We start from the raw sequence: 25275 nt of genomic DNA on the forward strand, positions 1-25275 counted from the left end.
GCAAAGGTTAAATCTTAAGCTTAGAGGAGAGCCGGCGGGCCGACCGGTTCGGGCAGGGCGGGCCGTCCGGCACTGGCCCGCCTGCCCGACTGGGGCGACGATGAAGGGGGAGAGGGCCGGTTGCCGGTCCAAGAGCGTCCTAGGAGAGGCATGGGTGACGTACGGCGGTTCTCACCGCAGAGCCCGATCAGGGTCTTCCTCCTCGACGATCACGAGGTCGTCCGGCGCGGATTGCGCGATCTGCTCGACGCGGAGCCCGACATCGACATCGTGGGCGACGCGGCCACGGTCGATCACGCTCTCGCCCGGGGTCCGGCGCTGCATCCGGACGTGGCCGTGCTCGACGTCCGGCTGCCGGACGGCGACGGGATCACGGTCTGCCGGGAGCTGCGCTCGCTTATGCCGGAGCTCGCGTGTCTGATGCTTACCTCGTTCGACGACGACGACGCGCTGATCGACGCGATCATGGCCGGGGCCGCCGGTTACGTACTCAAGGACATCAAGGGTGCGGACCTCGTCGCGGCCGTGAGGACGGTGGCCTCAGGACAGTCCATGCTCGACCCGGCGACCACGACCCGGTTGATGAGCAGCCTGCGCGGCGAACAGGACGACACGGATCCCGAGGCGGACGCGGTGTCCCAGTTGTCGCCGAGGGAGAGGGAGATCCTCGCCCTTATCGGGGAAGGACTGACCAATCAGGAGATCGGCAAGCGTCTTTACCTGTCGGAGAAGACCGTCAAGAACCACATCTCGCGTCTGCTGGCCAAGCTCGGCGTCGCACGGCGTGTGCAGGCGGCCGTGCTTGCCACCCAAGCCGCCTCACACCCCGCCCACACTGAGCACGGACACCACTGACCCCTCTCGGTGGCTCAGCCGTGGACGAGGGGCACGGTCCACACGAGCCGGGTTCCCCCATGCTCGGGTGTCCCTACGGTCAGCTCACCGCCGAGATTCGCTGCTCGCCGGGCGAGGTTGTCGAGCCCACTGCGAGGGCTTTCCGGTGCGATACCGGTGCCGTTGTCGGAGACGGTCAGGGTCAGCCGACCGCCACGGACCACGAGAGAGACCTCGGCGGCGTCGGCGTGCGCATGCCGCGCGACATTACTCAGTGCTTCGCTCAGGACGGCGACGGCCTGGTCGCAGGGCGCCGCCGGTACGTCGGTGTCGATGAGGCCCTCCATTCGTACGGCGGGAGTGAACCCCATGGCTCGTGCGGCCTGTTCGACCACGGTCATGATCCGTGCCCGCAGCCCCTGGCGGGCACGTTCCGTCACCGGGGTCCGGAGTCCGAAGATCGTCGAACGGATGATCCTGATGGTCTCGTCCAGGTCGTCCACGGCACGCAGCAATCGCTCGCGTGCCTCCGGGTGATCGACGAACCGTACGGCGCTCTGCAGGGTCATCCCCGTCGCGAAAAGCCGCTGGATGGCGAGGTCATGCAGGTCACGAGCGATACGGTCCCGGTCCTCCAGCAGAGCGAGCTGTTCGGCAGCACGTCGCCGCTCAGCCAGCTCCATGGCCAGCGCGGCCTGCCCGGCAAAGGCCAGGAGCGGGCCCGTTCCGGAGTGGGCGAAGGGTTCCCGTCCTCGGCTTCGTGCCAGCAGCAGGACACCTCGCACCGAGTCGCCGGTGATCAGGGGCACCGCGATGGCGGACTCCAGGCCCTTCCACCTGGGTGGACCGGCGGTGATGCGCGGATCCTGCGCCACATCCACGCTGATGATCGGTTCACCGGCCTGAAGCGCCGCGCCGACGAAGGAGCCCTCACGGGGCAGAACCAGCCCGTTGTGCAACTCCGCGTCGACGCCGGAGGCCAGTGCCACCCGCAGACTCGCGCCGCTCTCTGCCGGCAACGCCAGCGCGCCCAGATCTGCCGAAAGAATACTGCGCGCGCGGTCGACCACCAGGCTCAGGACCTCGTCCTCGCCCGAGCCCGACAGCAGACCGGAAATGATTTCCGCGTTGGCCTTCAGCCAACGCTGCCGGTCCCGGGACATCTCGTACAGTCGCGCGTTCTCGATGGCCGTTCCCGCCGCCATGGCAAGCGTCAGCAGTACGGTCTCGTCCTTGTCGTCGAAGTCCGCGCCGCCCCGTTTCTCGGTGAGGTACAGGTTGCCGTACACCTCCTCACCGACCCTGATGGGCACTCCGAGGAACGAGTGCATCGGCGGGTGGTCCGGCGGGAATCCGCACGACGCCGGTTGCTCGGAAAGCTCCGACAGGCGCAGGGACTGAGGGTGCCGGATGAGCTCACCGAGGATTCCCTGCCCGGACGGGAGTCGCCCGATCGAGGTGGCCCGCTCCTGGCTCACGCCAGTGGTCAGGAACCGTGCGAGCTTCGTGTCCTCTCCGACGACGCCCAGCGCACCGTACTCGGCGTCGACCAGCACCGCCGCCGCTTCCACGATGTGCCGCAACACCTGGGGAAGCTCCAGCCCACGGCTCACCGAGAACACGGCCTCAAGCAGGTTTCGCATCGATTCCCTGGTGCCCCGCTCAACGGCGGCCAGGCGCTCCCGCAACTCCGGCGGCAGCGCGTCCGGGTCGCTTGGCGCGCTGTCCGCACGTCCGCCGTCCTCCGTCACCGTGTCCTCCGTCGGGCGCCCCACCGAGCAGGATTACCTCTTTCCACCGTAGCGGCGGACGGCGTTGCGGCATTTCGTAGCCGACGGGAACGGCCCTGTTCAGGTGATGGCCCTCTCCAGGACGACCTTCAGCGCCCCGTTGTCGGCGGACCCCGCGAACACTCTGTATGCCTCTGCCATCCGGTCGAGTCCGAAGCGGTGCGTGACCGGTCGGCCGGTGGGCAGCCGGTCTGCCGTCGCCATCCGCAGCAGCATCGGGGTCGAGGCGGTGTCCATCAGGCCCGTCGTAATCCTCACATCCTTGATCCACAGGTCTTCCAGGTGCAACAGGGCTGGTTTGCCGTGCACCCCGATATTGGCAATGTGACCGTCCGGACGTATGACGCGGGTGCACAGGTCGAAGGTCTCCGGTATGCCCACGGCCTCCACGGCCGCATCAGCCCCGTACCCCTCGGTCAGATCCGATACCAACTGCGCGGGGTCCTCCGTCGACCACGGTGTCGCCCGGTCGGACGCGCCCGTTCAGCACGCCCACCTCGTACGCGGTGGGGAAGATGTCGGCGAGCAGTACCGCGTCTTCGTCGGCGAGAGCGGCGGGCAGGGGGTGGACGGAGAGGTCCGCGAACGGAACGCGCACGTAATCGGCCTGGGTTCCGTCGATCAGGTGCCCCAGCACCCAGCCCCCGCCCCCAGACACTGGCCGTACCGGGACTCCCTGCAGTAGCTGCATCGTCCGCATGCGCTGATGCAGGAGACCAGTACCCGGTCTCCGGGACGTACGGACCGCACATCCCCGCCCACCTCCACGATCTCTCCCACGGCTTCGTGGCCCAGGACCGTCCCCGCCGCGACTTCCGGGACATTTTCCTTGAGGATGTGCAGATCGGTGCCGCAGATCGTGACGGCGTCGACGCGGACGATCGCGTCGGCCGCGTCCTTGATACCGGGATCCGGAACCTCGTCCCATGAGACCTGTCCGGGTCCGTGAAAGACCTGTGCCTTCATGGCGCGTCCCTCCTGACAGTGGTGGCGGGCGTTGAGTCGTGCTGCACCGGGACGATTCGCGTCGAGGGGACTGGACCGGTCGGGGAGCCTTGTTGCGGCGAACTGGTGCTGCAAGCTCCGCGCTCTGGCCGGCCATCGCACACATCACTCGGCCTGGGGCGCATCTCCGGCAATGTCAGCAGTGGGGGACTACGGCAACGGGACACGGAGCGTGGTGCACGGCCGCCGACAGCACATGACCGATACGGGGGGAAAGCGCTGGACGCTTCTCCCGGCGGCCGACGACGAGCAGTCCGGTACCGGCGATGTCGCGCACGACGGCGCGCCCCGGGCTCTCCATCCGGACACTCTCCACGACCCTCACGTCGGGGAACCGGTCGCGCCAAGGGCTCAGCGTCCTGGTGAGGTCCTGTTGCGCCTCGCGAGTCAGTTCGCGTGAAAGGTAGGGGGCGGGTCCGCCCCGGTTGTAGGCCGAGGGCGGCAGGCTCCTGCCGTGCACTGCACGCAGGGTGGCGCCTCGTCGGATCGCCGCGCCGAAGGCGTACTCGATGAGTTTGTCGCACGGATGGCGCAGGCCCAGCCCCAGCACCACATCACCTTCCTCCGTGATCGGCGCCGCGTCCTTCCTGGCCCTTACGAGGACCGTCGGAACCGCGGCCCGCGCAAGGACCTGCATGCCGATGTCGCCGAGGAAATACCCGGTCAGCGAACTCAGTGCGCGGGAACCGAGGACCAGCGTCTGTGACTCTGTGGCCGCTTCCAGCAGGGCGTCCACCGGCTCAGTGGCGACCAGGTCCTCGTAGACCGGCAGGTCGGGGAAGCGCTCCATGATTGTGTCGCATGCGTCGGACACGATCCGTTTGGGCCAGTAGTTGCGGTCCCCCTCCGGCTGCTGCGACCCCGTTTCTGGTGAGAGCAGCACCCATGCGTGCAGAAACCGCAGCGTCGCGCCGCGCGCCGATGCCTCCTGAGCGGCCCAGAGCGCGGCAGACAGCGACTCGGGGGTGCCGTCCAGTCCCACGGTGACGACCGGATTCATGACGTCACTCCGTTCCGCACATGGCCGGAGTCCATCCGGTGCCTCAGCCGTTCGGAGACCGAGACGACTCCGTCCACGCTGGTGCACAGCCGTATCAGCATGGGGATCAGACTGCTGTCGTCCACCGTGCCGCGCAGAAACACCTGGCCGTCATTGACCTCGACGGTGACATCGGACGGCGCGAAACCCAGCGTCGTGGTGAGGACGTCGTGCACGATCTCCTCGCGGATGGCTCGGTCCTGCCGCAGAAAGACCCGGAGCAGATCAGTGCGGCTGACAATGCCCAGCAGGGTGTCTGTTTCATCGACCACGGGCAGACGCTTGACGTTGTGCACGCTCATCAGCCGGGCAGCCTCCACGACCGTCCACTCCGGATGCGCGCACACCGCTGGGGCGGACATGACCTCTCCCGCGTTGCGCCCCTCGGCCTTGGCACGCTCCCACGCCTCAAGGTTCGGCAGCGGTGTCCTGCCGGACAGGTCGGAGCGGTCGGCCGCCTTGCGCAGCAGATCCGCCTCCGAGACGATCCCGACCGGGCGGCCCGCACTGTCCAGCACCGGTACGGCACTGACATTCTCTTCCATCAGTGTCCGGGCGATCTCCTTGAACGGGGTATCTATCCGCACGCTCACCACAGCGCGGGTCATGAGCTCACTGATCCTGCGGTGATACATGTCCTCACTCCCTCTCACCGCAACCGCCGAACCGCGGCCACGTACCAAGAGTGCGCGCTCACTGAGGTTCTGCGGCAGGTGCCACCCAGGCCCTCGCGGACGGCCGGGGAGGCCCGCGCCGGGCGGACCCGAATGGGGCCGTGAGGCTCATGGCAAGGCCCTACTGGCCCCTGCCATGAGCCGCTCCATCCGGCGGAGACTGGTGGAACCCACACACACCTGGAGGAGCTGGTGTCCGCACACACGCCGGACGAGGTGGTCGTGGCCCACCTCGTCCTTGACGCGACGGCCGCGCCGTCCATGCACAACGCCCAGCCCTGGCGCTTCACGTATGCGCGAAGCAGCAGCACCTTCAGCCTCTTCGCCGACCTGTCACGCGCCATGCCGCACTCCGATCCCACTACCCGCGGGTTGCACATCGGCTGCGGTGCGGCCCTGTTCAACCTCCGGGTGGCGGCGTCCCATGTCGGCCTACGGCCAGTCACCCGCCTGCTTCCCGACCCGGCCGTCCCCGAGCTCCTGGCGACCGTACGATTCGACGAGCCCGATGACCGGACGGACGGACTTGCTCTTCTGTACCCGGCGATCCACGACCGTCATACGAGCCGAGCCCCCTTCACCGACCGGCGAATCCCGGAAGGAATCCGACAGGCGCTCGGTGAGGCTGCGCACCAGGAGGGCGCGACCCTGACCCTCCCGACCGGGCCCCACCTGCAGACCGTGCTCGACCTCATCAACGATGCCGAGGGATACGGGCACATGGACGCAGCCAGGGAAGCCGAGACGGAACAGTGGACACGAAGTACCACTGACGAAGCAGCCGTGGACGGTGTACCGAGGTCTGCCTTCGGGCCGCTCAAGCGAGGCGGATCGGCTCCTGCACGAGACTTCGCCGGCCGCACACCGGTGGAGGGCCGTCCACGGGTGAACTTCGAGGACCGGCCCCAGCTGGCGCTGCTGAGCACCGTAGGGGATGAAGCGGCCGACTGGCTGCACGCGGGCCAGGCCCTGGAACGCGTCCTGCTCATTGCCACGCTCCACGGGCTGAGCAGCTCCTTCGCCACTCAGGCGCTCGAATGGCCCGATCTGCGTTGGGTGCTGCGCGACCCGCTCTCGGGCACTGGGCAGGTCCAGATGGTGGTGCGGCTGGGATACGGCCCGGCGGGGCCGAAAACACCGCGCCGCCCCGTAGCAGACGTACTGAGGGTCGAAGACTGACGGCCGGTGATCACATCTTCGAGGGAGAAGGTGGTGGAAGGCATGAAGCTGCCCGTGGTGGTGGGAGTGGACGGTTCACAAGGGAGTCTTCAGGCGGTCGACTGGGCGGCAGCAGAGGCGGAACGGTACGGCCGGCCTCTGCGAAATTGTCCATGCCTCCCTGTGGGAGCACTACGAAGGGGTTCAGCCGAGCATCTCGGCGGACCGCCCCTCCGAACAGGTCTTCGCCGAGAACTTCGTCGCCATGGCAAAGGAGCGAGTGCCCCGGCTCGCGGCGGGCGTCGAGGTCTCTGCCGATGTGCGACCGGACGAGCCGGTGGCGGCGCTCCTGGAGGAGTGCACCGAGGCCGCTCTTCTCGTACTCGGACCTCGTGGACACGGTCCGATCGCGGACATGCTGCTGGGATCCGTGAGTCTGACCGTCGCGGCACGTGCACACTGTCCGGTTGTCGTGACGCGGGGTGAGGTGCCGGCCGGGCCGCCCGCGCACGGTCGGATCGGCCTCGGTATCGGGGCGACCACCGGGAGCACGGTCGCCGCACACTTTGCCTTCGGGCAGGCGCGGTCCAGAGGTTGTGAAATCGTCGCGGTGCGTGCCTGGAGCTACCCAACGTACGAGAACATGCCCTACGCGTTCCTCGGGGGAGATCAGGCGAGAGAGCGCGCACCGCCAGCAGGCGGAAGAGGCCGTAGACCGGGTCCTGGGAGCCGTCACCGGCGATTATCCAGAGGCGTACGTAGAGCGCAAGGTCGTCGCAGGCACCGCGCACCAGATGCTCCTGAAGGAGGCGGCTGGCGCTGATCTGCTGGTCGTGGGTGCCCAGCGTCGGCATGCTGCCATCGGGCTGCAACTCGGCCGCGTCAATCACGCGATGCTGCACCATGCCCCCTGCCCCGTGGCGGTCGTCCCGGAATGGTCGGACTGTGCGCATCCAGAACAGCAGGAAGTAACGTGAAAAGAGCTGCGCCGAAGGGAGAAATCATGAAAGCCAAGCAGTGGACTGCGCAGATTTCCCTTACCGAGGATGGCGACGAGACCCGGGCTAGTGCGGTTCTGACCACTCCGGACTCCTGTCGCGACGACACCGCACACGTGGTGGGCCGAGGGGTCGCACGCCGGAATCCGATCGACCGGCCGGTCCCCGAGATCGGCGACGAACTGGCCGTGAGCCGTGCGCTGGGGGACCTCGCAGTGCGTCTCCACGATGTCGCCTCGGACGACATCGTGGACTTGACCGGGCCAGCCGACCCGCCCCAGTGACTGCCGATCCCTCTGTTGTGACGGCGGATGCGTCCTGGTGGCGTCAGCCGCGCGGTATCACGGCCACCGGGCACGGTGCGTGGTGCAGGACCGCGTGCGTGACCTGACCCAGCGGATGACCGATGCGGTGGGCGGGGTTGCGGGTTCCCGTCACGAGCAGCTCCGTGTCCGTGGCCGCCTCCAGCAGGGCTCCGGCGACAGAGCCCGCCCGGACGGTTTCCACGGTGACCTTGAGGTCCGGGAACTCCCTCCGGACAGGGTTGACCATGCGCGACGTGGCCTTGCTTTCCGCCTCGGCCAACCTACTGGTGTCCTTGAACACCGTCGCCATGGACCCCACGTTCTGGTAGAACACCCAGACGCCGACCACTCGCAGAGACGCGTCGTGGAGCCGCGCGGTCCGTGCCGCGTACATCAGAGCGCTTCTGTCTCTGTCGTCCCGGACAGCGACTGTCACGACACGGTCGGCGTCCTCCGCGACCCGACGCACCACGACCACCGGGCCCTTCGCACGCGCGGCGGTACGAGCCCGACCGAGCCGAAGAGCAGGGCGGAGAATCCGCCCAGCCCACGGGAGCCCACCACGATGGTCCCGTGATCGCCCGCGGCCTCCAGCAGACTCTCCGGCGCCTCATCACGGCTCAGCACCGTGGAGACGTGAACGCCCGTGTGCTCCCGCCCCACGCGTGCCGCCGCCATGTCGAGAGCTTCGCGCCCTGCACGGAGGGTGACGTCCATGCTGTCGACGTCGAGGTACGGAGCTTGCAGGCCTTCGATCGCATAAACGATGATCAGTGGTCGGCTCCGCGAAACAGCCTCGTCGGCGGCCCAGAGCACCGCCCGTGTGGCATGGTCCGAACCGTCGGTCCCGACCACCACTGGTGGAGCTGTCCCCGCATCGAACGTTCCGTCCGTCGTGCCGCTGTCCGTCGCACTCCCGCTCATGGTTGTGCCTCCTGGCCAGATAATCACTGAGAGTCGGTCACCTCCCCTGTCCCTACGGTGCCAAGGCTGGTTAAGGCACGGCGAGGGCCGTCGGGGCCGCCTAGGGGGCCGAAAGGCCCAGGTGGTGTGCGGTCTCCCGGTGGGGCGTCAGGCGCCATGAACGGCCGCCTGGAGACTCCCGTACGCTCGGTGCCGTCAGGACACACCGCCGCGACCGCCCGCTCGACGGCGACCGTCAAGGCCCCACTGGTGTCCACCGTGACGGCCTCCGGCCAGGGTTCCGCCGCCGCCTCCATCGCATCGCTCACCATGGGACCGGCGTCGGACGGGCCCGGCGAGCGGGCGGCGAGACGCTTCGCGCGACATCGGGTGGGACCTCGCAGCGCACGCAGACCAGGTCGGCGTCGTGGCGTCGCGCGGCTTCGGTGGCGGCACTCCGCCACGCACCGAGGTTCCAGGTCGCGTCGACCACCACGGATTCTCCGGCGGACAACAGCGCCAAGGCGCGGTCGATCAGATCCTCGTACGTGCGCCGTGTCCACGCGGGGGTGTGAAGCGTCTCGGTGACCTCAGCGGGCTGCCGGGTGTCCATACCGCTGGATTTCTCTACCGAATTCGACGACATCACCAACTCGTGCATACAGCGGCGGGCACCCATTGCGAGAGCGCGGGAGCCGTTGACCAGTGTCCATAGTGCGTGTGTCGCGCCAGATGCGCAGGACCGCCCAGCCCACTTGCTCGACTTCGGGCCTGTCAGCCCTGTGCCTGGAACCGATCGGCCCATGCGTCGCCCCACAACGGGCGAGCAGTGTGACATGTACAAGGGCCCGCGCCGCAGCTCGAAGGATGTGTATGCACCATGGCGGATTACCCAAGGGAATCATCGCGTCGTCAGGCCGCCCACGTGCCGCGAGGCGATCTCGGCAGACGCGTCATGGCACGCCGGGAGCAGTTGGGACTGAGCCGGGACGCGGTGGCCGAACGGGCAGGGTCCGTAGCCGGCTACGTCGAGTGTGTCGAGGAACGGCGGGCGACCCCAGGCGTCGGGGCCATGCTGAGTCTTGCTGACGCACTGGAGACAACGGTCGATGCACTGACCGGAAGCGATACGGAGTTGCCCCCCGGCACAGGGCAAGCTGCCTACCGTCCGGAGCTGAGGGTTCTGAGCAGCGAGGAATGCAGCGAACTGCTCTCGACCCACGGTGTCGGCAGAGTGGCCGTCTCCACCCCGGATGGGCCGGCCGTAGTTCCGGTCAATTACGTTGTGGTCGACGGCGAAATCGCGTACCGCACCACTCCCGATACGGTAATCGCAGAGGCCGTCGGCCAAGAGGTCGCTATCGAGGTCGATCACATCGACGAAGCGATGAGTAAGGGCTGGAGTGTCAACGTGGTCGGGACCGCGCGGGCCGTCACCGGTAGCAAGGCAGCCCAGGACCTGGACCAGCACGCCCATACCACGCCATGGGCGGGTGGCGACCGCCGCTTGTGGGTATCGATCGCGCCCGTCCGTACTACGGGCCGCCGAATCGACACCGCGTAAGCCCAGCCGGGGCAATCGATGTCCCGCTACAGCACCCGCCACGAGGATGGAAGACCCGACATCACTCGCACCATCACCGGTCTCCGCATAAACGTCCTTGAGCCTCCGGAATCTCGCCCCAAGCTTCCCGCTGTCTCCTGGGACGCGGCACACCGCCCTTGCAGAGCGCCGCCGCCACCGAATCCTGGCCCTGCTCGAGAAGGACCTCGGCCGCCTCTGGCGTACCTGTGATGTCGCCTCGCATTTCGGCGATATCGCCATGGAGACCATGTATCGACAGCTCTCCAGATGGGCCGCGACCGGCCTCATCCACAAACTCGGCCCCGGGTTCTATGCCGCCACAGTATAGAACCCAACTCCCTTCGCATGACCAGCGAAATCGCTTAGGGCCTGCGGATCAATAACTCGCCGTGTTGATCTCTGGGGTGGGGATGTCGAGGTGTGCGGCGAGGTCGGTGAGATCGTCGAGGGTGGCCAGCCGTGTCTCGGTGGGTTCGATGGTGTAGTCGACTTCGTGGAGAAGATGTCGGGTCTGGCTGATGACCCGGTTGAGGCTCTGGGGTACTACTCCGAAGAGCGGGGCGATCGTCACTTGCGGGAGCCCGTGACGTTCGTGGAGGAGGGTGGCCAGAAGCCGGTCGACGAGGCTGAGGCCGGGGCGCCGGCCGGTATAGAGGCCGGCTGCGGGCACCTTCTGCCGGTCGCCGCCGCGTCGCTGCTGCAGGACTTCCTCCCGCTGGGTCTCGCGGGCCGCTGCGAGTTCGGCGATCAGCTGGTCCCACTGATCCGGCTGGATGCCGGTCAGGGCCGGATGAGCGAGCCACTCCCGGCCGTGGCCGGGCTGGTTCTGGGGCGGGAGCGGCGGGATCCCGTCCCGGCAGTGCTCCTGGGGCTGCAGCGTGTAGTTCCAGTCGCCGTGCCAGTCGTGGCTGTGCAGGGGCAGCGCGTCCATCTGCCGGTCACCGATGCGGACTCCGGTCTCGTAGGCGCCGGTGTCGAGTTCAGCGTGCACGGTAAGCCCGGTGCGCGTGGTGGTCGCGGCGATACTGTTCACGATGACTTCGTGGCTGGTCAGCGGCCTGCCGCGCCAGTTCGTCGTGATGTGGGAGAACAGCCGGTGCTCGATTCTGTTCCATTTTGAAGTACCTGGCGGAAAGTGACAGGCGGTGAGTTCCAGGCCGGTTTCCACGGCCAGGGCGGCGAGTTCGCTCTTCCAGGCGCGGGTGCGGTAGCCGTTCGAGCCGCCCGCGTCCGCGGTGATCAGAAGCCGCCGGGAGTGCGGATAGGCGCCGCGTCCTTGGCTGTTCCACCAGCGGCGGACGGATTCGACGGCGAAGGCGGCGGTGTCGTGGTCGGTGCCCACGCTGACCCAGCCGGTGTTTGCGGTCAGGTCGTAGATTCCGTACGGGATCGCCTTGCCCAGCTCGCGGTCCGGGAAGTCGTGAGTGTGCACCCGGGTCGGTTCGCCCTCGCGCTGCCACTCGTGGCCGGCGTTCTTGTAGTTGCCGACCAGCTCCTTCTTCTTGGTGTCCACGCTGACCACCGGGTCCCCGCCAGCCTGGTAGTCCTTGGCGCGTTCGTTGATGTAACGGAACTGGGCGTCTCGGTCCGGGTGTTGCCTGCCCTCGATGGTCTTGGCGTTGCCCTGCAGACTGAAGCCCTCCTCCCGCAGCAGGTCGGCCACAGTCTCCGCCGACACACGGTGTCCCTGCCCGGTCAGCTCGGCGGCCAGGTGACGGGTCGACTTCGTCGTCCAGCGCAGCGGCGACATCGGATCACCCCGCATGTCCGGCTCGACCAGGGCCAGCAGCGCGGGCCGCAGGCCCGGGTCTAGGTCCACCGCACGCTTGCGGCCGCCGCCCTCCCGGCGCACCCGTCCCAACGGGGCTTCGCCCGACTCCAGTTCAGCCACCCCACGCGACACGGTGCCCTCACGGACGTCAGCGGCCCGGGCCACCAGCCGGATCCCGCCATGGCCCAGCGAGCGAGCCTCCGCTCCTATGGCCAGCCGACGCTGACGCTCGTCCAGGTGCGGGAACAGCGCCTGAAACTTCGCGGCCAACGCCTCCTCGATCTCCTCCGAACTCCCCGTACCACATCAACGAGGCTCAAGGCGGGAAGCAACGACTTGATTCTCCGCAGGCCCTAACTACCCGGCCTTGGATACAGGCGACGCGTTTGCGGTTCACTGCCTGGCTCAGACGCCGCAGCCCGGCGTGGATGCGCGGGACACCTTATGTGCGGCGAGATGCGACGTGGATGACGGTGATCTCGTGGGGCAGGGCCTCGTCGGCGGCCTGCCGTACGGCGCGAATCTTCGCCGCCGCGTGTCAGGCGTAGAAAGAGGAGGGGGCCACGTTCAACAACCGGCACAGGAAAGCGACGCCGTGGGTGGTCTTCTCCGCCTCGATGAACGCGTACGTCTCGTTCATCGCTAGTACTGCAACCGCGTTTGGCGTGACGGTGTGTCGTCGTGGTCGTTGTTCCGGTCATGGGTGGGGATCTCGATGTTGGTGACGTGTGGCGGTGGGTAGCGGGGCTGGAGGAGGTGCATGAGCGGTTCGTGCACCGTTTTCAGCGCGCGGAGCCCCGGGAGTCGGCGTTGGCCTATATGCGTGGGCTGGTGTCCTCGCTGGAGCGGAAGAACGCCTGGACGGTCGCCGAGCGTGCGGGGCATGACCGGCCGGACCGCCTGCAGCGACTGCTCAACACGTGCGACTGGGACGCTGACGAAGTCCGTGACGACGTGCGGGAGTTCGTGATCGAACACCTCGGTGACCGGCGTCCGGTCGCGCATGTGGCCGCTGAGATGGGACTCTCGCGGGCGGCGGCCCACAGGTGGGTGCGGCGGTGGCGTGCGGAGGGCGATCCGGGGTTGTTCGACCGCTCGAGCCGACCGTGCACGACTCCGCACCGCACGGCTCCCGAGACGGAGGCCGCTGTTGGTGATCTGCGGCAGGACCGCAAGCTCGGCCCGGCCCGCGTCGGCCCGATCCTCGGACTGCCGGCCTCGACGGTGCACCGGATCCTGACCCGTCATGGCCTGAACCGGCTCGCCTGGCTGGACCGCCCGATCGGCGAGCCGATCCGCCGCTACGAACGAGACCGGCCAGGCGAACTGGTGCACGTCGACATCAAGAAGCTCGGCAACATCCCTGACGGCGGTGGGTGGCGCACGGTCGGCAGACCAACCGGCAACCAAAATCGGCAGGCCACCACCGACCTGCGCAAGAGCCGCAAGCCAGTGATCGGTGTCAGCTACGTCCACTCCGCGGTTGACGACCACTCCCGCCTCGCCTACAGCGAGGTCCTGGCGGTCGTCGTCAGGGCTCCATCTTCGCGGTGAGTTCGCTCCACGAATTCACCACGTCTTCGACCGCCCGGGCCAGCGGCGTCGCAAGCGGGACGAGTGCGCCGTCAGGGATCAGGCCGGACAGGGTCACAACCCGGGCAGCGACGCGACGCCGGCGTAGCCAATGGGGCTCCCTACGGGGGGCTCCCCCCCCCGTCAGGGGGCGGCCGGTCCGTCACCGGGATCTGTGGCACCGCGCCCAATCGCGTCCTTGCGTTCATGCTGGAGGGGAGTCGGTTGCTCAGCCCACCGCTTCGGAAGGTGTGTCTCATGCCCCGCACGGTCGTTGTCGGTCTCGACGGCTCCCGGGAGAGTCTGGCCGCCGCGCACTGGGCTGCCAGGGAGGCGGGCCTGCGCGGGCTGCCGCTGAAGCTCGTGAACGTCTGGGAACCGGTGCCCCTCGGCCGGGCGCCTCTCATGGGCGAAGAGACCCAGCGTCACTTGTCGGAGCGTGTCCCCTGGGACACGGCTGAGGCGCTGTGGCAGAGCCACCCTGACCTCGAAGTCGTCATGGAGCAGCTCACCGGACGGCCCGGAGAGGTGCTTCCTCAGGCAGCAGAGGGTGCTGACCTGCTCGTTCTGGGCTCGCGAGGGCTGAGCGGACTCGGCGGCTTCCTGGTCGGCTCGGTGGGACAGGCGGTCGTCGCCCGAGCCGAGCTGCCCGTCGTCCTGTTCCGGGTCTCCGAGCAGGGCCAGAACGAGCTCACGCAGGATTTGGACGGGACACCGTACCGGCCCGTGCTCCTCGGCCTCGACGCCAACACCCCCGATGACGCGCTGATCGAGTTCGCCGTCGACGAGGCCCTGCGCCGTGACACGGCGCTGCGCGTCGTCCATGCGTGGAATCTGCCGCCCTACTACTCCTACGGGCTGCCGTCCGGTCTCCTGACGGGCGCCGAACTCGGTGAAAGCGAGGCCGCCGCCCTCACGGAGGCACTGCTGCCGTGGCGGCAGAAGCACCCGACATTGGATCTCGTGGAGGAATCCCGCCACGGCAGGGCAGTGGACCACCTCGTGGCCGCGGCCCGTGACGCCTCTCTGCTGGTCGTCGGCCGGCGTATCCGACACTCGTCGTTCGGCGGCCGTATCGGGTCGGTCACCCACGCCGTGCTGCATCACTCCACCGCGCCCGTCGCGGTTGTCCCCCACCTGTGAGCAGGCGGTACCCACTCGGCCCCGCCAGTGACCGGACCGGCTCCGCGCGAGACGTGAGGAGGATGGAACTGCCCGTGGTCGTGGCGGAATCGGCATTCGGGGGATTCGAAGGTCGGGGCCTAAATTACCGGTGCTCCGGAGCCGTAGGGGGGCACGCCGAGGACGCATTCCACGGCGACCACACCTTCGACGGTGTGTGCGAGGCGTTGGGCCAGAGGAATGAGGTCCCTCTCGGGGACGGTGCCGGTGAGTGTGACGACTCCTTCGCCGACCGTGACCTGCACACCCCGGTGGGAGACGGGGAAAACCCGATCGATCACCTCCCGGCGTACCTCGTCGGCGATGTCGTCGTCCGTGCGGAGGAAAACCTTCAGGAGGTCGGAACGGCTGACCACCCCTCTCAGAACACCGTCGCCGTCGACCACTGGCAGTCGTTTGACCCTGTTGTGGGCCATGATGCGCGCCGCCTGGGGCAGGGTGGCCTCGGCGTGCACGGTGAGTGCCGGCGCGCTCATGAGGTCACCGGCGACGATCGCGCCGGCCTTGGCCGTCCGGTCGAGACCCCGCATCTGATCGATCATTCCGGGTGGCCTGTCGTGGAACTCCTCCTTGGCCAGAAGGTCCGCCTCGGACACCACACCGATGACGCGACGTTCACCGTCCAGCACCGGCATGGCTGTGACCTGCCACCTCTTCAGGGTGTCGGCGATCTCCTTGAACCCGGCCCCCGCCTGAACGGCGACAACGGGCGTAGTCATCACCTTGCCGACGGTATACGGACTGCGGGGCATCAGTACCTCCTCCTGGGTCACCGGATCAGGACGGCTTCCCCGGGACGATGCTTGGACCAGACGTGCTCATGGGCATGCTGGGCCGCCTCAGTCGGAGCCGCGCACTGTCGCGCAGCACGATCTCCGCCAGCCGGGCCATATAGGCGCTGGTCAGAATGGGACCCCGGAAGCCGTTCCGGACGGCCCGAGGGAGATAGCCGCAGTGGTCCAGATGGGCGCGGGTCACCGCCACGGCGTGGATGTCCCGGGCGTCGCAGGGCAGTGGACGCCAGTTATGGCGGCGCAGATCCGCAAGGCCCTGGAACAGCCTGCAGTCCAGCAAACGCGAATGTTCGCCCTCGACCAGGAACTTACTGCCGGTGACCGTGCCAACCCCGCCGAGAAAGGACAGAAGCGACGGCCGCACCCGTTCGGCGGGTGTCAGGCGCGTGGATGGCTTTGCCATGTCTTGGCCTCCTCCTCGCGACAGGTGTTCTTCCCTCCAGTGTCCTGGCCGGTCCCCGATCGGGCATGTGGGACCGGCCGGCCCCGGATGCCCGATCCCCTGACCACGAGAGGCTGAAAGTGACCGTTCGAACTGGACCGGATGGAGGAGGCGCACGACGTCTGCTCCCGCGCCACCCGGCACGTCGCGATGAAAATCGTCCTGGACCCTATCGACGACACCTTCAGCCAGGGCTGGAGCATTCTGGTAGTCGGGCAGGTACACCGGATCGCCGACCCCGACGCGATCCGTGAGGTTGAACCGAAGGCACGCGGCCTGGCCTGGGCGGGGGCAAACGTCCGCTCTGGGTGGCCGTCTCGCCCCGACGTATCACCGGCCGCCGTATCGTGAACTCGCTCGGCACTCCGCCGGCCGGAGAGCCGAGAAACCCGCACGCCGAGGGCACGGATCCGCCGGGGAAGTACCCTGACCGGCTGCTCGATGGGCGACGCGCTCCAGGTCAGGGCGTGTATCCGTTCTACCCGTCGTTCCGCGTCGGATGGGCGCTGAGGTCCACCCGGATGTCGACCGTTCCCTCCACCGCACGTACGGCCCTGGCCAGCAGCGGGATCAGCGACCGTTCCTGGAGGCTGCCGCCGAGTGTGACGACGCCGTCCGTTACCGAGGCGTTCACACCGGCTGCGGCGGGTATCTCGGCGAGGACCGTGTCGTGGATCTCGCCGGCGATCTCCTCGTCCGGCCGAAGGAACACCTTGAGCAGGTCGGTGCGGCTCACCACCCCTTCCAACATTCCTACCTGATCGACCACGGGCAGTCTCTTGACCTGTCGCCGTGCCATGATCCTGGCGGCCTCGGCAATCGTCGCGTCCGCGTGCACCGTGACGGCAGGGCTGGACATGAGATCCTCGGCAGTCACGCCGCTGGCCTTGGCTCGCTCGGTGGACGGTTCCACCGATCCTGCGGGATCGTCGTCGCGTTGCTCCTCCTTGAGGAGGAGGTCCGCCTCCGAGACGATACCGACGACCCTGCCCTCTCCTTCGAGTACGGGGACGGCGCTGACCTCCGACCGTTCCATCAGCTCCACGATTCTCTTGTAACCGGAGTTGCGGCCGACGGTAACTGCGGTGTGGGTCATGACATCGCGCACCGAGTGCGGGGAAACGGTCATGGTGACCTCCGCGGATGCCCGGACGCGTCGGTCCGCGCCGGATCGGTAGGAGGAGAGCCGGGCTCCCAGGCCCACTCGGCCACCTCTGGGATATCGGTTCCGTACGCGCGGATCCAGGCGTGATGTTTCAGCCGGACGTCCTCCATCGCCTGCCGGGTCTCCGCAGCACGGACCGCGAGCCCCGGAACTCGGTCGATGACATCCATGACCAGCCGGTAGCGGTCCATGTTGTTGCGGACCACCATGTCGAAGGGCGTCGTCGTGGTGCCCGACTCCTCATAGCCGCGTACATGCAGGTGCGTATGGCCGACGCGGCGGTAGGCAAGCCGATGGATCAGCCAGGGATACCCGTGGTACGCGAAGATCACCGGCCTGTCCCGGGTGAACAGTGCGTCGTACTGGCTGTCGGACAGCCCATGGGGATGCTTCGAATCCGGCAGCAGGCGTGCCAGGTCGACCACGTTGACCACCCTGACTGCGAGCCGGGGCAGATGGTGGCGGAGCAACTGCGCGGCGGCCAGGACCTCCTGGGTCGGGACGTCTCCCGCACAGGCGAGCACCACATCGGGTTCCCCGCCCTCCCGCTCGGTCCCCGCCCAGGACCAGACTCCCGCACCGCGGGCACAGTGGGTGCGCGCCTCGTCGAGGGTGAGCCAGTCGAAGCAGGGCTGCTTGCCCGCGACGATCACGTTGACGTAGTCACGGCTGCGCAGCACATGATCGGCGACGCAGAGCAGGGTGTTGGTGTCCGGAGGTAGATAGACGCGTACCACCTCCGGTGCCTTGTTGAGGACATGGTCAACGAAGCCGGGGTCCTGGTGGGAGAAGCCGTTGTGGTCCTGGCGCCACACATGCGAGGTGAGCAGATAGTTCAGCGAGGCGATCGGATGGCGCCACGGCAGTCCGCGGGAGACCTTCAGCCACTTGATGTGCTGGTTGACCATCGAATCCACGATGTGCGTGAAGGCTTCGTAACACGAAAAGAAGCCGTGCCGGCCGGTGAGGAGATAGCCCTCCAGCCACCCCTGGCAGGTGTGCTCGGACAGTATCTCCATGACACGGCCGTGCCGGTCGAGGTTCTCGTCGACCTCATCGACTCTCGCCTGCCACGCCTTCCCCGTGGCCCGATACAGATCCTGAAGCCGGTTGGATGCCGTCTCGTCGGGTCCGACGACCCGGAAGTCCCGACGTTCCCGGGTGGCGTCCATGACGGCTTCCAGCAGCTCGCCCAGGACCCGGGTGGGCTCGTGCACGGCCATGCCGGGAGCGTCCACGCCGACCGCGAACCGTTCCAGCGGGGGCATGGGCAGCTCGTGCAGGAGAAGCCCCCCGTTGGCGTGCGGTGTGGAACCGAGCCGGTAGGTGCCCTCGGGGACGCAGGCGAGGACCTGCGGGGTGGGGCGGCCTTCGTCGAAGAGGTCCCCGGGCCGGTACGAGCGCAGCCACGCCTCCAGCTGCCGCAGGTGCTCGGGGTTCTCCCGTACGCCGGCCAGCGGTACCTGGTGGGCACGCCAGGTGCCCTCGACCGGAAGTCCGTCCACGGTGGCTGGCCCGGTCCAGCCCTTGGGCGTGCGCAGGACGATCATCGGCCAGCTCGGCCGTTCCGTGGCATCTCCTTCCCGGGCGGCCTTTTGAATCAGTGCGATGCGGGTCAGCGCCGTGTCCATGGCGGCGGCCATAGCGCGGTGTACCACAGCCGGGTCGTCACCGCTGACATGGAGCACGTCGTGACCGTAGCCATGCAGCAGCTCGTCCAGCTCCGCCTCGGGAATACGGGCGAGCACGGCCGGGTTCGCGATCTTGTAGCCGTTGAGGTGGAGGATCGGCAGCACCGCACCGTCGTGCACAGGATCGAGGAACTTGTTGGAGTGCCACGACGCCGCCAGCGGCCCGGTCTCCGCCTCCCCGTCGCCGATCACACACGCGACCAGCAGATCAGGGTTGTCGAAGGCGGCGCCGTAGGCGTGGGAGAGGGCGTAGCCGAGTTCACCTCCCTCGTGGATCGAGCCCGGCGTCTCGGGCGCCACATGGCTGGGCACACCGCCAGGAAAGGAGAACTGCCGGAAGAGACGGGCCATGCCCTCCGCGTCCCGGCCTATATCCGGGTACGTCTCGGAATAGCTGCCCTCCAGCCAGGAATTGGCCAGTACCGCAGGGCCTCCGTGCCCCGGCCCCCAGACACACAGCACCTTCTGCGCCCGCGCTTTGACGACACGGTTGAGATGGGTATGGACCAGGTTCAGGCCCGGCGAGGTGCCCCAGTGGCCGAGTAGGCGGGGCTTGATGTGGTCCGGGCGCAGTGGTTCGTTGAGCAGCGGATTGTCCATGAGGTAGATCTGGCCGACGGCCAGATAGTTCGCGGCACGCCAGTGCGCGTCCAGGGCCGCCAGCTCGTCGGCGTTGACGATCGTGACTTGGTCCGCCGTTTCCGCGTTGTGCATGGCACTCCTCTGCATCCTGCGTGATTTCCTGCGGTGGACGAAGCACGCTCATCGGGCCTGCGGCGGCTCACGTATGACGCGTGGTGTAGGGCTTCTCGAAGCGCCGGACCGATCCGCGGCCGGGGCGGAAGCGACTCCTGCTGGCGGCTCACGACGAGGAATCCGGCCCCGAGGGCTCCCCGTACCATTGCGCGCGCTGGGCTCTCTGGCCGTACGCCCTCGTCCACGCTCACACGGGCGCCTTCCCTCACACCAAGGGTGCAGTGTCTCGGAGAGGTCCATCTGGGCAATTTCGACCAGGTTCGCGGAGTTGGAGAACAATACCCAGGCGCACAGCAAGTGCAGGGCCGCGCCCCGCAGAACCGCTTCCCGGACCGCACGCAGAGATTCCGGTGCCCGGTCCAGGCCGACGGTGATGACTAGCTTCACGATGCGCTCTTCGCCTCCTCCGTGTCCTCTCCGTGCCCTGGGACAAGGACGAACTGGAACCCCGGTCAGGGGCGCACCACCCCCTTAGGCGCGCTGCGAACACAGTTCAAGAGTGGCTGCGCCTGCCAGGATGTGCGACACGAACAACCCCGGACTCCATGGGAGAGGGAACCCGCGAGCCGCCATTCGCGGGCGGGACGCCCGGAACAGCGCGAGACTGGAAGACGGGCGGATCCGGTCGAGCCGACGGCCGGACGAAGGGATGACGACAGAATTGGCAGAGAGTCCCGTGTCTTCAGCAACCACGCACGCACGGTTACCGGCCTTGTCTTCGACGCCATCGCCGCACCCTCTATGCACAACGCACAGCCATGGCGCTTCCGCTTCGCGCCACACAGCCGCACTTTCACCCTCTTCGCCGATCTGGACCGCGCCATGCCCCATACGGACCCCACCACACGGGGACTGCACGTGGGCTGCGGGGCTGCCTTGCTCAACCTGCGCGTCGCTGTGACACGCCAGGGCTGGCAGCCGATGACGACACTGCTCCCCGACCCCGGCGCCCCGCATCTCCTGGCGACCGTGCGACTCGATCCGATACCACCGGAACCCGCCCCGGTAGGAACAGGACTCGGCGATCTCCACACGGCAATCCGCGATCGCCACACCAGCCGCTATCCCTTCGCTGACCAGGAGATACCGTCGTATCTTCGGGAAGCACTTGGACAGGCTGCCCATCGCGAAGGTGCCGCCCTGACCTTCCCGGCCGAGCAGCACCTGCGGAACGTGCTGGACCTGATCCGCGACGCCGAAGGCTACAACCGCAGCGCTGGGGCAGGGCGATCCTGGTCCTGCTCTTCCTCCTGGCTGCACCTCTTGCATCGGCGACCACCGGCCGCGCGGTGCACGACGCCGAGATCCGCCGGGCTGCCACACTCTCCGCTACGACGAGGGTCGAGGCATGGCTCGTTTCCGACGCCGGCGGCCCCACGGTGGATGCCAGAGCACAGTCAATGGTGCGCGCCCCCGTCCGGTGGACGCAGCACGACGGTCATGTGCGGACAGCGATGTTCAGCGTCTGGGCGGGTAGCCCGGCCGGCACCACGGTCCCGGTCTGGATCACCGCTCAAGGTGCGGTCACCAGCCGGGGACCCGCGACAGCCAGCGAGGCCGTTGCGTCCGCGTGGATGGCGGCAGCAGTGACTTTCGTGGTGGCGACGGCGCTGTGCACCGACGGGTGGAAGGTCTTCACGAAGCTGGTGGACAGCATCAGATGCAAGGGATGGGAGAAGGAGTGGGACGAGGTCGAGGCCGAGCTGCCCGAGCAGTTCAGAAATCGCTAGCGGATCGGAACACATAGCTCCGAGGAGAGACCATGGACAGCACCCGATCAAGCGTGACCGGTCGTGGTCGGCACCGATGGCTCCGACCATGCGACGCGGGCGGCGCGGTGGGCCGCGGGCGAGGCGGCTGCGCGCGGTCGGCCGCTGCGGATCGTGTACGCGACTGCGACGGGTCACGGCAGACCTTACCTGTCCCAGGAGGACAGCCGACAGGTCGGCGGCTTCGCGGAAAGCGTGCTGGAACAGGCTGCAGCACTCGCACGCTGACTCGCTCCGGTCGTCCCAGTGACGACGTACGTGTGCAAGGACGAGCCAGCGGCATGCCTGCTCGGCGAAGCCGGTCCAGATGCCACGATGGCCGTGGGATCCCGTGGACGCGGCGGATTCGCGTCCCTGCTGGTCGGTTCCGACTCGCTCCGTCTGGCCGCGCACTCCCACGTCCCGGTCGTTGTCGTGCCGAGCGGTGATGACCAAGAGCCGAAAGGTGTCGTGCTGGCTGCGGCACGGGACGAGCGTGACGAGGAGACACTGCGCGTTGCCGCCGCTCTGGCCGCGCGGGAAGGCGCCTCGCTCCGGGTGCTCAGCGCATGGGTGTTCCCTGAGAACGTCGGCAGCATGGCGACGATGTTCGATGGCGTGGACCGGCTCGCCGAGACCAGGCGACTGCGACTGCCCGGCTCGTCGCGCCGGTGCGCAAGGATATGCCGGACCTCACGGTGAGCGAACACGTCGTTCGGGCCGGGTCCGTCTCCGAGGCGCTGGTGGCAGCGACCGCCGGCGCCGACGTGATCGTCATCGGGTTCCGTCGGCGTTCCCACTCCATCGGCTCTCCGCTGGGCCACGTGACGCACGCGGTTCTGCACCACGCGCACTGCCCGGTCGTTCTCGGACCCCATCCATGACCACTCGGTCACCCGTTTGCGGACCGGTGCCGTGCTCGAGCGCTCAGCGGGTGTCCGGGACGACGGCGACGGGGCAGGACGCGTAATGCAACACCGCGTGGTTCACCGGACCGAGGTGCGGACCGTGGTGTCCACCAGCACGGCGTGCTCCGACGACCAGAAGCTCCGCTCCCTCGGCCTCCTCGATGAGTACCTGGTGCACCGGTCCCTGTACCACGGACTGGTGGACATTGGTTTCGGACCCGGTCCGTTCCAGTACGGCCAGGACTTCTTCGAGATGATCCGAGGCCTGCTGACGGTGCGCGGCGGCCGGGGAACCGGCGAGGAGCGGATGGTCCGCGGTCTCGTGGGCGGGGCAGCGCCAGGCGCGTACGGCGATCAGTTCGCCCCGGCGCGACGCCGCCTGGGCGAGTGCGAAACGGGCGGCCTCCGACGGCCCAGGTGCGTCACCGATGCCGACGACGACGCGGCCCGGCTTCGGCTGCGCGTCTGGTGCGGCTGCCGGGATTACGACGACCGGGCAGTGGGACCGGCCCGCGACGGCGAGGCTCACGGACCCCAGGAGCATCCCGGCGATCCGGCCGCGGCCCCGGGAGCCGAGGACGACCAGGGCTGCCTCGTGGCTCTCGTGAACCAGTGCGCTCACCGGATCCTCGGGTTGTACGTCGGCGATCACCTTCACCTCCGCGTGGAGCCGGCGCACACGTTCTTGCGCCGACGCGACGAGATGCTCGGCGAGGACCTGCTCGGCCGGACGCCCGGTGTCGAATGTGGGACGCATGCCTTCGTAGTGCTCCCACAACGACGCATGGACGACGCGCAGGAGGAGTCGTGAGCGAGCCGCTTCCGCCGCGCCCCAGTCCAGGGCCCGGAGACTGCCCTCTGATCCGTCCACGCCGACGACTATCGGGAGCTGCATGGCCCCCACCGCCTTTCCTGCTCGAATGGCCTCCTGTTGCGATTCACACGATCCGGGTTTCTACGGCTCGATGGTCAGGACGTCGTTGAGGGGACGTCGCGGTGTACACGGCCCGTTCGGCCCGTACCCGAGACGGATGAGCATCTGTGGATGCCCCGTGCCGAAGACCGGGTCGCGCAGGACCCAGCGCAGGTCCGGCCATTCGAGCGGCTGTGTTGCGAACGACGTGGACACCTGGTGGAGTGTGGCAGTGAGCAGAACGCGTTCCAGAGCCTGACCCGCGCGCAGCCAGTCTGTGGCGTGGTCGCCCGGGGTGCTGAGCAGAGCCAGTTGAGGCCGGCTCTCGAACAGGACACGGGCCCGGCCCGGGACGACCCGGGTCCCGGCGAAGTCGCGGGTGGCGGCTCGTTCGGTGGCGTCGTGGGGGCCGAAGGCGTAGTCGGGGATCCCGTCCACGGGCGCCTCGCTCCTCGTATTCCGCGTCCAGCGCTGCTGCTCGGCCTCCCGCGCCGGGTCCCCGCGGTCGTACCCCTCGGCGTCCCGGATCAGTCCGAGAACGGTCTCTAGATGGATCGGAGTCAGGAACGCGAAGTCCGCACCTTCGGCACGGGCCGCGTCGGCGAGGTGTGCCCGGACGCCATCGGGAACCGGCTGTCCGCTGAACGGGTAGCGGCTGGTGTGCCGGTCCTTGATCGCCGGGTGGAGAACGGCGAGGACTCCATCGGCGGGTTCCCGTGGCTCGTCGGCGCGGACGCCGAGACGGACGGTAGCCAGTAGGGCGGGGTCCGACGGTTCGGGCAGCAGTGCGGTGGCCGCGTCCAGGCCGTGGTGCGCGGCGGACACCCGCAGGTTGAGCAGGGCCGCGCCGCAGCCGATGTGAAGGGAACGGCCGGAAGGGTCTGCCTCCGGCATCGCTCGCTCGAAGTCGGCCCGCAGCGTGATGGTGCGGCTGCAGCGTCCGTAGCGGAAGAGCCAGGGCTGGGCGTTGTGCATGGACGGGGCGGCGGTGGCATCGGCGACAAGATCAGCCAGTGTGGTGTCGTCGAGTGCTTCGGTGAGCATCGTGGGTCTCCCGGGGCGGGACGGGGCGATGGCTTCAGCATGAAGCTGATCGCCGCCCGGTGCGTATGGGCCGTTTGTCCCTTGTTTCGGTCCCGGACGGCTCCTCGGCGGCGGTGGCTCGGTAGCCATCAGGGCCCGTAACCGCCGGGCTCCGGCTCGGGCTGAGCTTGTTCCAGGGAGGCACTACGAGACGCGGGAAAGGGGCATAACCTCCTACGCCGTCATCCGACGGTGTAGGGCCGCATCATCTCGTTGTCTTCGTGTTCGAGCATGTGACAGTGCCAGACGTACCGGCCCGCCCGGTCGAACGTCGCCTTCAGCCTCGTCACGACACCTGGGTAGGCGACCGCTGTGTCCTTGAACCCGCTCTCCCATGGCTCGACGGGCCGCGCGGCATGGCCGGCCTGTTGCCGGTCGAGGACTTGGAACTGGACTTCGTGGACATGAATCGGGTGTGCGTCCTTGGTGAAGTTGTGAATCTCCCAGATCTCAGTCGTGCCCAGGGTTGGATCCTCCGTAACGGGGTCGTCCCAGCGCATCGGCACCGGGGCCCCGTTTCGGTCCATGGTGCCGAGCAGCATTTGCCGGGGGCCGACGTGCGGCAGCGACGACGACTTCTGCTCACTGAGGGAAAGCCGTCGGATACGGCTCGCCTTGCCCAACGGTTCGAACGGCGGAAGCGACAGCTGCGAGGGTGGCACGGTCGTGTCCGGTGAGGTGAGTGCTTCGACGACGAGCTTCATGATTTGCCCGGTGGTGGCAGGGTCCGCCGGGGAGTAGTCCGTACCCGCCTTCCCACCTTGGAATGCTTTGTCGGGGCCCTCGTTGATCAGATACAGCTCGGTCCCGACCGGTACGGAGGTGAAATCGACGATCACGTCGGCGCGCTCGGCGGGAGCGATGAGCACCTGGTCGCGCTGTACGGGCGCAGGAAGGAAGCCGCCCTCGCTGCCGATCTGGCAAAAGGGGAGGGCGGCTTCCTTCCTGCGCCCGTACAG

At 68.0% G+C, this 25275-nt stretch carries 26 protein-coding genes and 3 pseudogenes; 14 read left to right on the forward strand and 15 right to left on the reverse strand.

The genetic code is table 11. The annotated features are described in order from the left end of the window. Positions 1-150: 150 nt before the first annotated feature. The gene (locus J1C73_RS18220; RefSeq protein WP_207317333.1) at positions 151-855 is read left to right on the forward strand and encodes a response regulator; all 705 of its coding nucleotides are present in this window, start codon (positions 151-153) and stop codon (positions 853-855) included. A gap of 14 nt (positions 856-869) precedes the next feature. Here the strand turns inward: J1C73_RS18220 and J1C73_RS18225 are convergent, their stop codons facing one another. From J1C73_RS18225 to J1C73_RS18240, 4 genes and pseudogenes are all read right to left on the reverse strand, one after another. Then, positions 870-2585, reverse strand: coding sequence for a sensor histidine kinase (locus tag J1C73_RS18225; protein ID WP_307797721.1), 1716 nt, complete (start codon positions 2583-2585; stop codon positions 870-872). A 99-nt stretch (positions 2586-2684) separates the two neighbouring features. Further along, positions 2685-3590, reverse strand: a pseudogene (locus J1C73_RS18230) (alcohol dehydrogenase catalytic domain-containing protein). Positions 3591-3765: 175 nt separating this feature from the next. Then, positions 3766-4629 carry a universal stress protein gene (locus tag J1C73_RS18235; RefSeq protein ID WP_207317334.1) on the reverse strand — a complete coding sequence of 288 codons (864 nt, stop codon included), beginning with the start codon at positions 4627-4629 and terminating at the stop codon, positions 3766-3768. Beyond that, positions 4626-5303: a CBS domain-containing protein gene (locus J1C73_RS18240; protein ID WP_207317335.1), complete on the reverse strand. Its 678-nt coding sequence runs from the start codon at positions 5301-5303 to the stop codon at positions 4626-4628. The genes J1C73_RS18235 and J1C73_RS18240 overlap by 4 nt, the downstream gene beginning before the upstream one ends. 231 nt (positions 5304-5534) lie before the next feature. Between J1C73_RS18240 and J1C73_RS18245 the strand changes: the two genes are divergently transcribed. From J1C73_RS18245 to J1C73_RS18255, 5 genes and pseudogenes are all read left to right on the forward strand, one after another. After that, on the forward strand, positions 5535-6521 hold the full coding sequence (locus tag J1C73_RS18245) for an Acg family FMN-binding oxidoreductase (protein ID WP_307797720.1): 987 nt from the start codon (positions 5535-5537) through the stop codon (positions 6519-6521). Between the two features lie 42 nt (positions 6522-6563). Continuing rightward, a pseudogene (locus J1C73_RS36045) lies at positions 6564-6623 on the forward strand (hypothetical protein); the annotation flags it as partial. 91 nt (positions 6624-6714) lie between these two features. Beyond that, on the forward strand, positions 6715-7323 hold the full coding sequence (locus tag J1C73_RS35765; RefSeq protein WP_372446702.1) for a universal stress protein: 609 nt from the start codon (positions 6715-6717) through the stop codon (positions 7321-7323). Continuing rightward, complete coding sequence (locus J1C73_RS35770) at positions 7223-7477, forward strand: universal stress protein (protein WP_307797723.1); 255 nt, start codon at positions 7223-7225, stop codon at positions 7475-7477. Before J1C73_RS35765 ends, J1C73_RS35770 begins: the two co-directional genes overlap by 101 nt. Positions 7478-7503: 26 nt before the next feature. Beyond that, positions 7504-7782 carry a DUF1876 domain-containing protein gene (locus tag J1C73_RS18255; protein ID WP_207317336.1) on the forward strand — a complete coding sequence of 93 codons (279 nt, stop codon included), beginning with the start codon at positions 7504-7506 and terminating at the stop codon, positions 7780-7782. A 43-nt stretch (positions 7783-7825) separates the two neighbouring features. On the opposite strand, the gene J1C73_RS18260 is transcribed toward J1C73_RS18255, so the two are convergent. The 3 genes from J1C73_RS18260 to J1C73_RS18270 all read right to left on the reverse strand — a co-directional run bounded on the left by J1C73_RS18260 (position 7826) and on the right by J1C73_RS18270 (position 9319). Continuing rightward, a complete protein-coding gene (locus J1C73_RS18260; RefSeq protein WP_242644346.1) occupies positions 7826-8197 on the reverse strand; it encodes a universal stress protein in 372 nt (123 codons plus the stop codon). A gap of 38 nt (positions 8198-8235) precedes the next feature. Continuing rightward, positions 8236-8727 carry a universal stress protein gene (locus J1C73_RS18265; protein ID WP_207317338.1) on the reverse strand — a complete coding sequence of 164 codons (492 nt, stop codon included), beginning with the start codon at positions 8725-8727 and terminating at the stop codon, positions 8236-8238. Positions 8728-9031: 304 nt separating this feature from the next. Beyond that, positions 9032-9319, reverse strand: coding sequence for a P-loop nucleotide/nucleoside kinase family protein (locus tag J1C73_RS18270; RefSeq protein WP_207317339.1), 288 nt, complete (start codon positions 9317-9319; stop codon positions 9032-9034). A gap of 267 nt (positions 9320-9586) precedes the next feature. Here J1C73_RS18270 and J1C73_RS18275 point away from each other — a divergent pair, with 267 nt between their 5' ends. Beyond that, positions 9587-10270 (forward strand): helix-turn-helix domain-containing protein, encoded by a 684-nt coding sequence (locus J1C73_RS18275; RefSeq protein ID WP_207317340.1) that lies wholly within the window; start codon positions 9587-9589, stop codon positions 10268-10270. A gap of 397 nt (positions 10271-10667) precedes the next feature. On the opposite strand, the gene J1C73_RS18280 is transcribed toward J1C73_RS18275, so the two are convergent. Further along, a complete protein-coding gene (locus tag J1C73_RS18280) occupies positions 10668-12344 on the reverse strand; it encodes an ISAzo13 family transposase (RefSeq protein WP_207317357.1) in 1677 nt (558 codons plus the stop codon). 417 nt (positions 12345-12761) lie between these two features. Between J1C73_RS18280 and J1C73_RS18285 the strand changes: the two are divergent. Then, positions 12762-13583: pseudogene (locus tag J1C73_RS18285) on the forward strand (helix-turn-helix domain-containing protein); the annotation flags it as partial. Positions 13584-13892: 309 nt separating this feature from the next. Beyond that, positions 13893-14777: a universal stress protein gene (locus tag J1C73_RS18290; protein WP_207317342.1), complete on the forward strand. Its 885-nt coding sequence runs from the start codon at positions 13893-13895 to the stop codon at positions 14775-14777. Between the two features lie 119 nt (positions 14778-14896). Here J1C73_RS18290 and J1C73_RS18295 read toward each other — a convergent pair whose 3' ends face one another. After that, positions 14897-15568 (reverse strand): CBS domain-containing protein, encoded by a 672-nt coding sequence (locus J1C73_RS18295; RefSeq protein ID WP_207317343.1) that lies wholly within the window; start codon positions 15566-15568, stop codon positions 14897-14899. Positions 15569-15593: 25 nt separating this feature from the next. Further along, positions 15594-16013, reverse strand: coding sequence for an MBL fold metallo-hydrolase (locus J1C73_RS18300; RefSeq protein WP_207317344.1), 420 nt, complete (start codon positions 16011-16013; stop codon positions 15594-15596). Positions 16014-16154: 141 nt separating this feature from the next. Here J1C73_RS18300 and J1C73_RS18305 point away from each other — a divergent pair, with 141 nt between their 5' ends. After that, entirely contained in the window at positions 16155-16403 is a 249-nt protein-coding gene (locus J1C73_RS18305) for a hypothetical protein (RefSeq protein ID WP_207317345.1), read from the forward strand. Positions 16404-16530: 127 nt separating this feature from the next. Here J1C73_RS18305 and J1C73_RS18310 read toward each other — a convergent pair whose 3' ends face one another. Together J1C73_RS18310 and J1C73_RS18315 are read right to left on the reverse strand one after the other, a co-directional pair. Further along, positions 16531-17181, reverse strand: coding sequence for a CBS domain-containing protein (locus J1C73_RS18310; RefSeq protein WP_207317346.1), 651 nt, complete (start codon positions 17179-17181; stop codon positions 16531-16533). Beyond that, a complete protein-coding gene (locus J1C73_RS18315) occupies positions 17178-19622 on the reverse strand; it encodes a phosphoketolase family protein (protein WP_207317347.1) in 2445 nt (814 codons plus the stop codon). Before J1C73_RS18315 ends, J1C73_RS18310 begins: the two co-directional genes overlap by 4 nt. Before the next feature lie 1292 nt (positions 19623-20914). Here J1C73_RS18315 and J1C73_RS18320 point away from each other — a divergent pair. The 4 genes from J1C73_RS18320 to J1C73_RS36055 all read left to right on the forward strand — a co-directional run bounded on the left by J1C73_RS18320 (position 20915) and on the right by J1C73_RS36055 (position 22296). Next, positions 20915-21394: an Rv1733c family protein gene (locus J1C73_RS18320; RefSeq protein ID WP_443732221.1), complete on the forward strand. Its 480-nt coding sequence runs from the start codon at positions 20915-20917 to the stop codon at positions 21392-21394. Between the two features lie 63 nt (positions 21395-21457). After that, complete coding sequence (locus J1C73_RS36050) at positions 21458-21661, forward strand: universal stress protein (RefSeq protein WP_207317349.1); 204 nt, start codon at positions 21458-21460, stop codon at positions 21659-21661. Positions 21662-21748: 87 nt separating this feature from the next. Then, entirely contained in the window at positions 21749-22114 is a 366-nt protein-coding gene (locus tag J1C73_RS18330; RefSeq protein WP_207317350.1) for a universal stress protein, read from the forward strand. Beyond that, positions 22096-22296: a universal stress protein gene (locus tag J1C73_RS36055; protein ID WP_372446701.1), complete on the forward strand. Its 201-nt coding sequence runs from the start codon at positions 22096-22098 to the stop codon at positions 22294-22296. The genes J1C73_RS18330 and J1C73_RS36055 overlap by 19 nt, the downstream gene beginning before the upstream one ends. Before the next feature lie 43 nt (positions 22297-22339). On the opposite strand, the gene J1C73_RS18340 is transcribed toward J1C73_RS36055, so the two are convergent. The 3 genes from J1C73_RS18340 to J1C73_RS18350 all read right to left on the reverse strand — a co-directional run. Then, entirely contained in the window at positions 22340-23215 is an 876-nt protein-coding gene (locus J1C73_RS18340; protein ID WP_207317352.1) for a universal stress protein, read from the reverse strand. A gap of 60 nt (positions 23216-23275) precedes the next feature. After that, positions 23276-24277 (reverse strand): Acg family FMN-binding oxidoreductase, encoded by a 1002-nt coding sequence (locus J1C73_RS18345; protein WP_207317353.1) that lies wholly within the window; start codon positions 24275-24277, stop codon positions 23276-23278. A gap of 221 nt (positions 24278-24498) precedes the next feature. Next, positions 24499-25275: multicopper oxidase domain-containing protein (locus J1C73_RS18350; protein WP_207317354.1), on the reverse strand; the 777-nt coding region annotated here is incomplete at its 5' end.

The organism is Streptomyces laculatispora (assembly GCF_017353455.1).
Classification (GTDB): domain Bacteria; phylum Actinomycetota; class Actinomycetes; order Streptomycetales; family Streptomycetaceae; genus Streptomyces; species Streptomyces laculatispora.

What these genes read in the sequence shown, in the direction of transcription:
- J1C73_RS18295 (WP_207317343.1), bottom strand. Translation starts at nt 15,568, where the DNA reads ATGCCCCGCAGTCCGTATACCGTCGGCAAGGTGATGACTACGCCCGTT.
- J1C73_RS18310 (WP_207317346.1), bottom strand. Translation starts at nt 17,181, where the DNA reads ATGACCGTTTCCCCGCACTCGGTGCGCGATGTCATGACCCACACCGCA.
- J1C73_RS18300 (WP_207317344.1), bottom strand. Translation starts at nt 16,013, where the DNA reads ATGGCAAAGCCATCCACGCGCCTGACACCCGCCGAACGGGTGCGGCCG.
- J1C73_RS18290 (WP_207317342.1), top strand. Translation starts at nt 13,893, where the DNA reads ATGCCCCGCACGGTCGTTGTCGGTCTCGACGGCTCCCGGGAGAGTCTG.
- J1C73_RS18270 (WP_207317339.1), bottom strand. Translation starts at nt 9,319, where the DNA reads ATGGACACCCGGCAGCCCGCTGAGGTCACCGAGACGCTTCACACCCCC.
- J1C73_RS18340 (WP_207317352.1), bottom strand. Translation starts at nt 23,215, where the DNA reads ATGCAGCTCCCGATAGTCGTCGGCGTGGACGGATCAGAGGGCAGTCTC.
- J1C73_RS18315 (WP_207317347.1), bottom strand. Translation starts at nt 19,622, where the DNA reads ATGCACAACGCGGAAACGGCGGACCAAGTCACGATCGTCAACGCCGAC.
- J1C73_RS18235 (WP_207317334.1), bottom strand. Translation starts at nt 4,629, where the DNA reads ATGAATCCGGTCGTCACCGTGGGACTGGACGGCACCCCCGAGTCGCTG.
- J1C73_RS18275 (WP_207317340.1), top strand. Translation starts at nt 9,587, where the DNA reads ATGGCGGATTACCCAAGGGAATCATCGCGTCGTCAGGCCGCCCACGTG.
- J1C73_RS18330 (WP_207317350.1), top strand. Translation starts at nt 21,749, where the DNA reads ATGGCCGTGGGATCCCGTGGACGCGGCGGATTCGCGTCCCTGCTGGTC.
- J1C73_RS18240 (WP_207317335.1), bottom strand. Translation starts at nt 5,303, where the DNA reads ATGTATCACCGCAGGATCAGTGAGCTCATGACCCGCGCTGTGGTGAGC.
- J1C73_RS18260 (WP_242644346.1), bottom strand. Translation starts at nt 8,197, where the DNA reads ATGTACGCGGCACGGACCGCGCGGCTCCACGACGCGTCTCTGCGAGTG.
- J1C73_RS18305 (WP_207317345.1), top strand. Translation starts at nt 16,155, where the DNA reads ATGGAGGAGGCGCACGACGTCTGCTCCCGCGCCACCCGGCACGTCGCG.
- J1C73_RS18255 (WP_207317336.1), top strand. Translation starts at nt 7,504, where the DNA reads ATGAAAGCCAAGCAGTGGACTGCGCAGATTTCCCTTACCGAGGATGGC.
- J1C73_RS18220 (WP_207317333.1), top strand. Translation starts at nt 151, where the DNA reads ATGGGTGACGTACGGCGGTTCTCACCGCAGAGCCCGATCAGGGTCTTC.
- J1C73_RS18265 (WP_207317338.1), bottom strand. Translation starts at nt 8,727, where the DNA reads ATGAGCGGGAGTGCGACGGACAGCGGCACGACGGACGGAACGTTCGAT.
- J1C73_RS18345 (WP_207317353.1), bottom strand. Translation starts at nt 24,277, where the DNA reads ATGCTCACCGAAGCACTCGACGACACCACACTGGCTGATCTTGTCGCC.
- J1C73_RS36055 (WP_372446701.1), top strand. Translation starts at nt 22,096, where the DNA reads ATGCCGGACCTCACGGTGAGCGAACACGTCGTTCGGGCCGGGTCCGTC.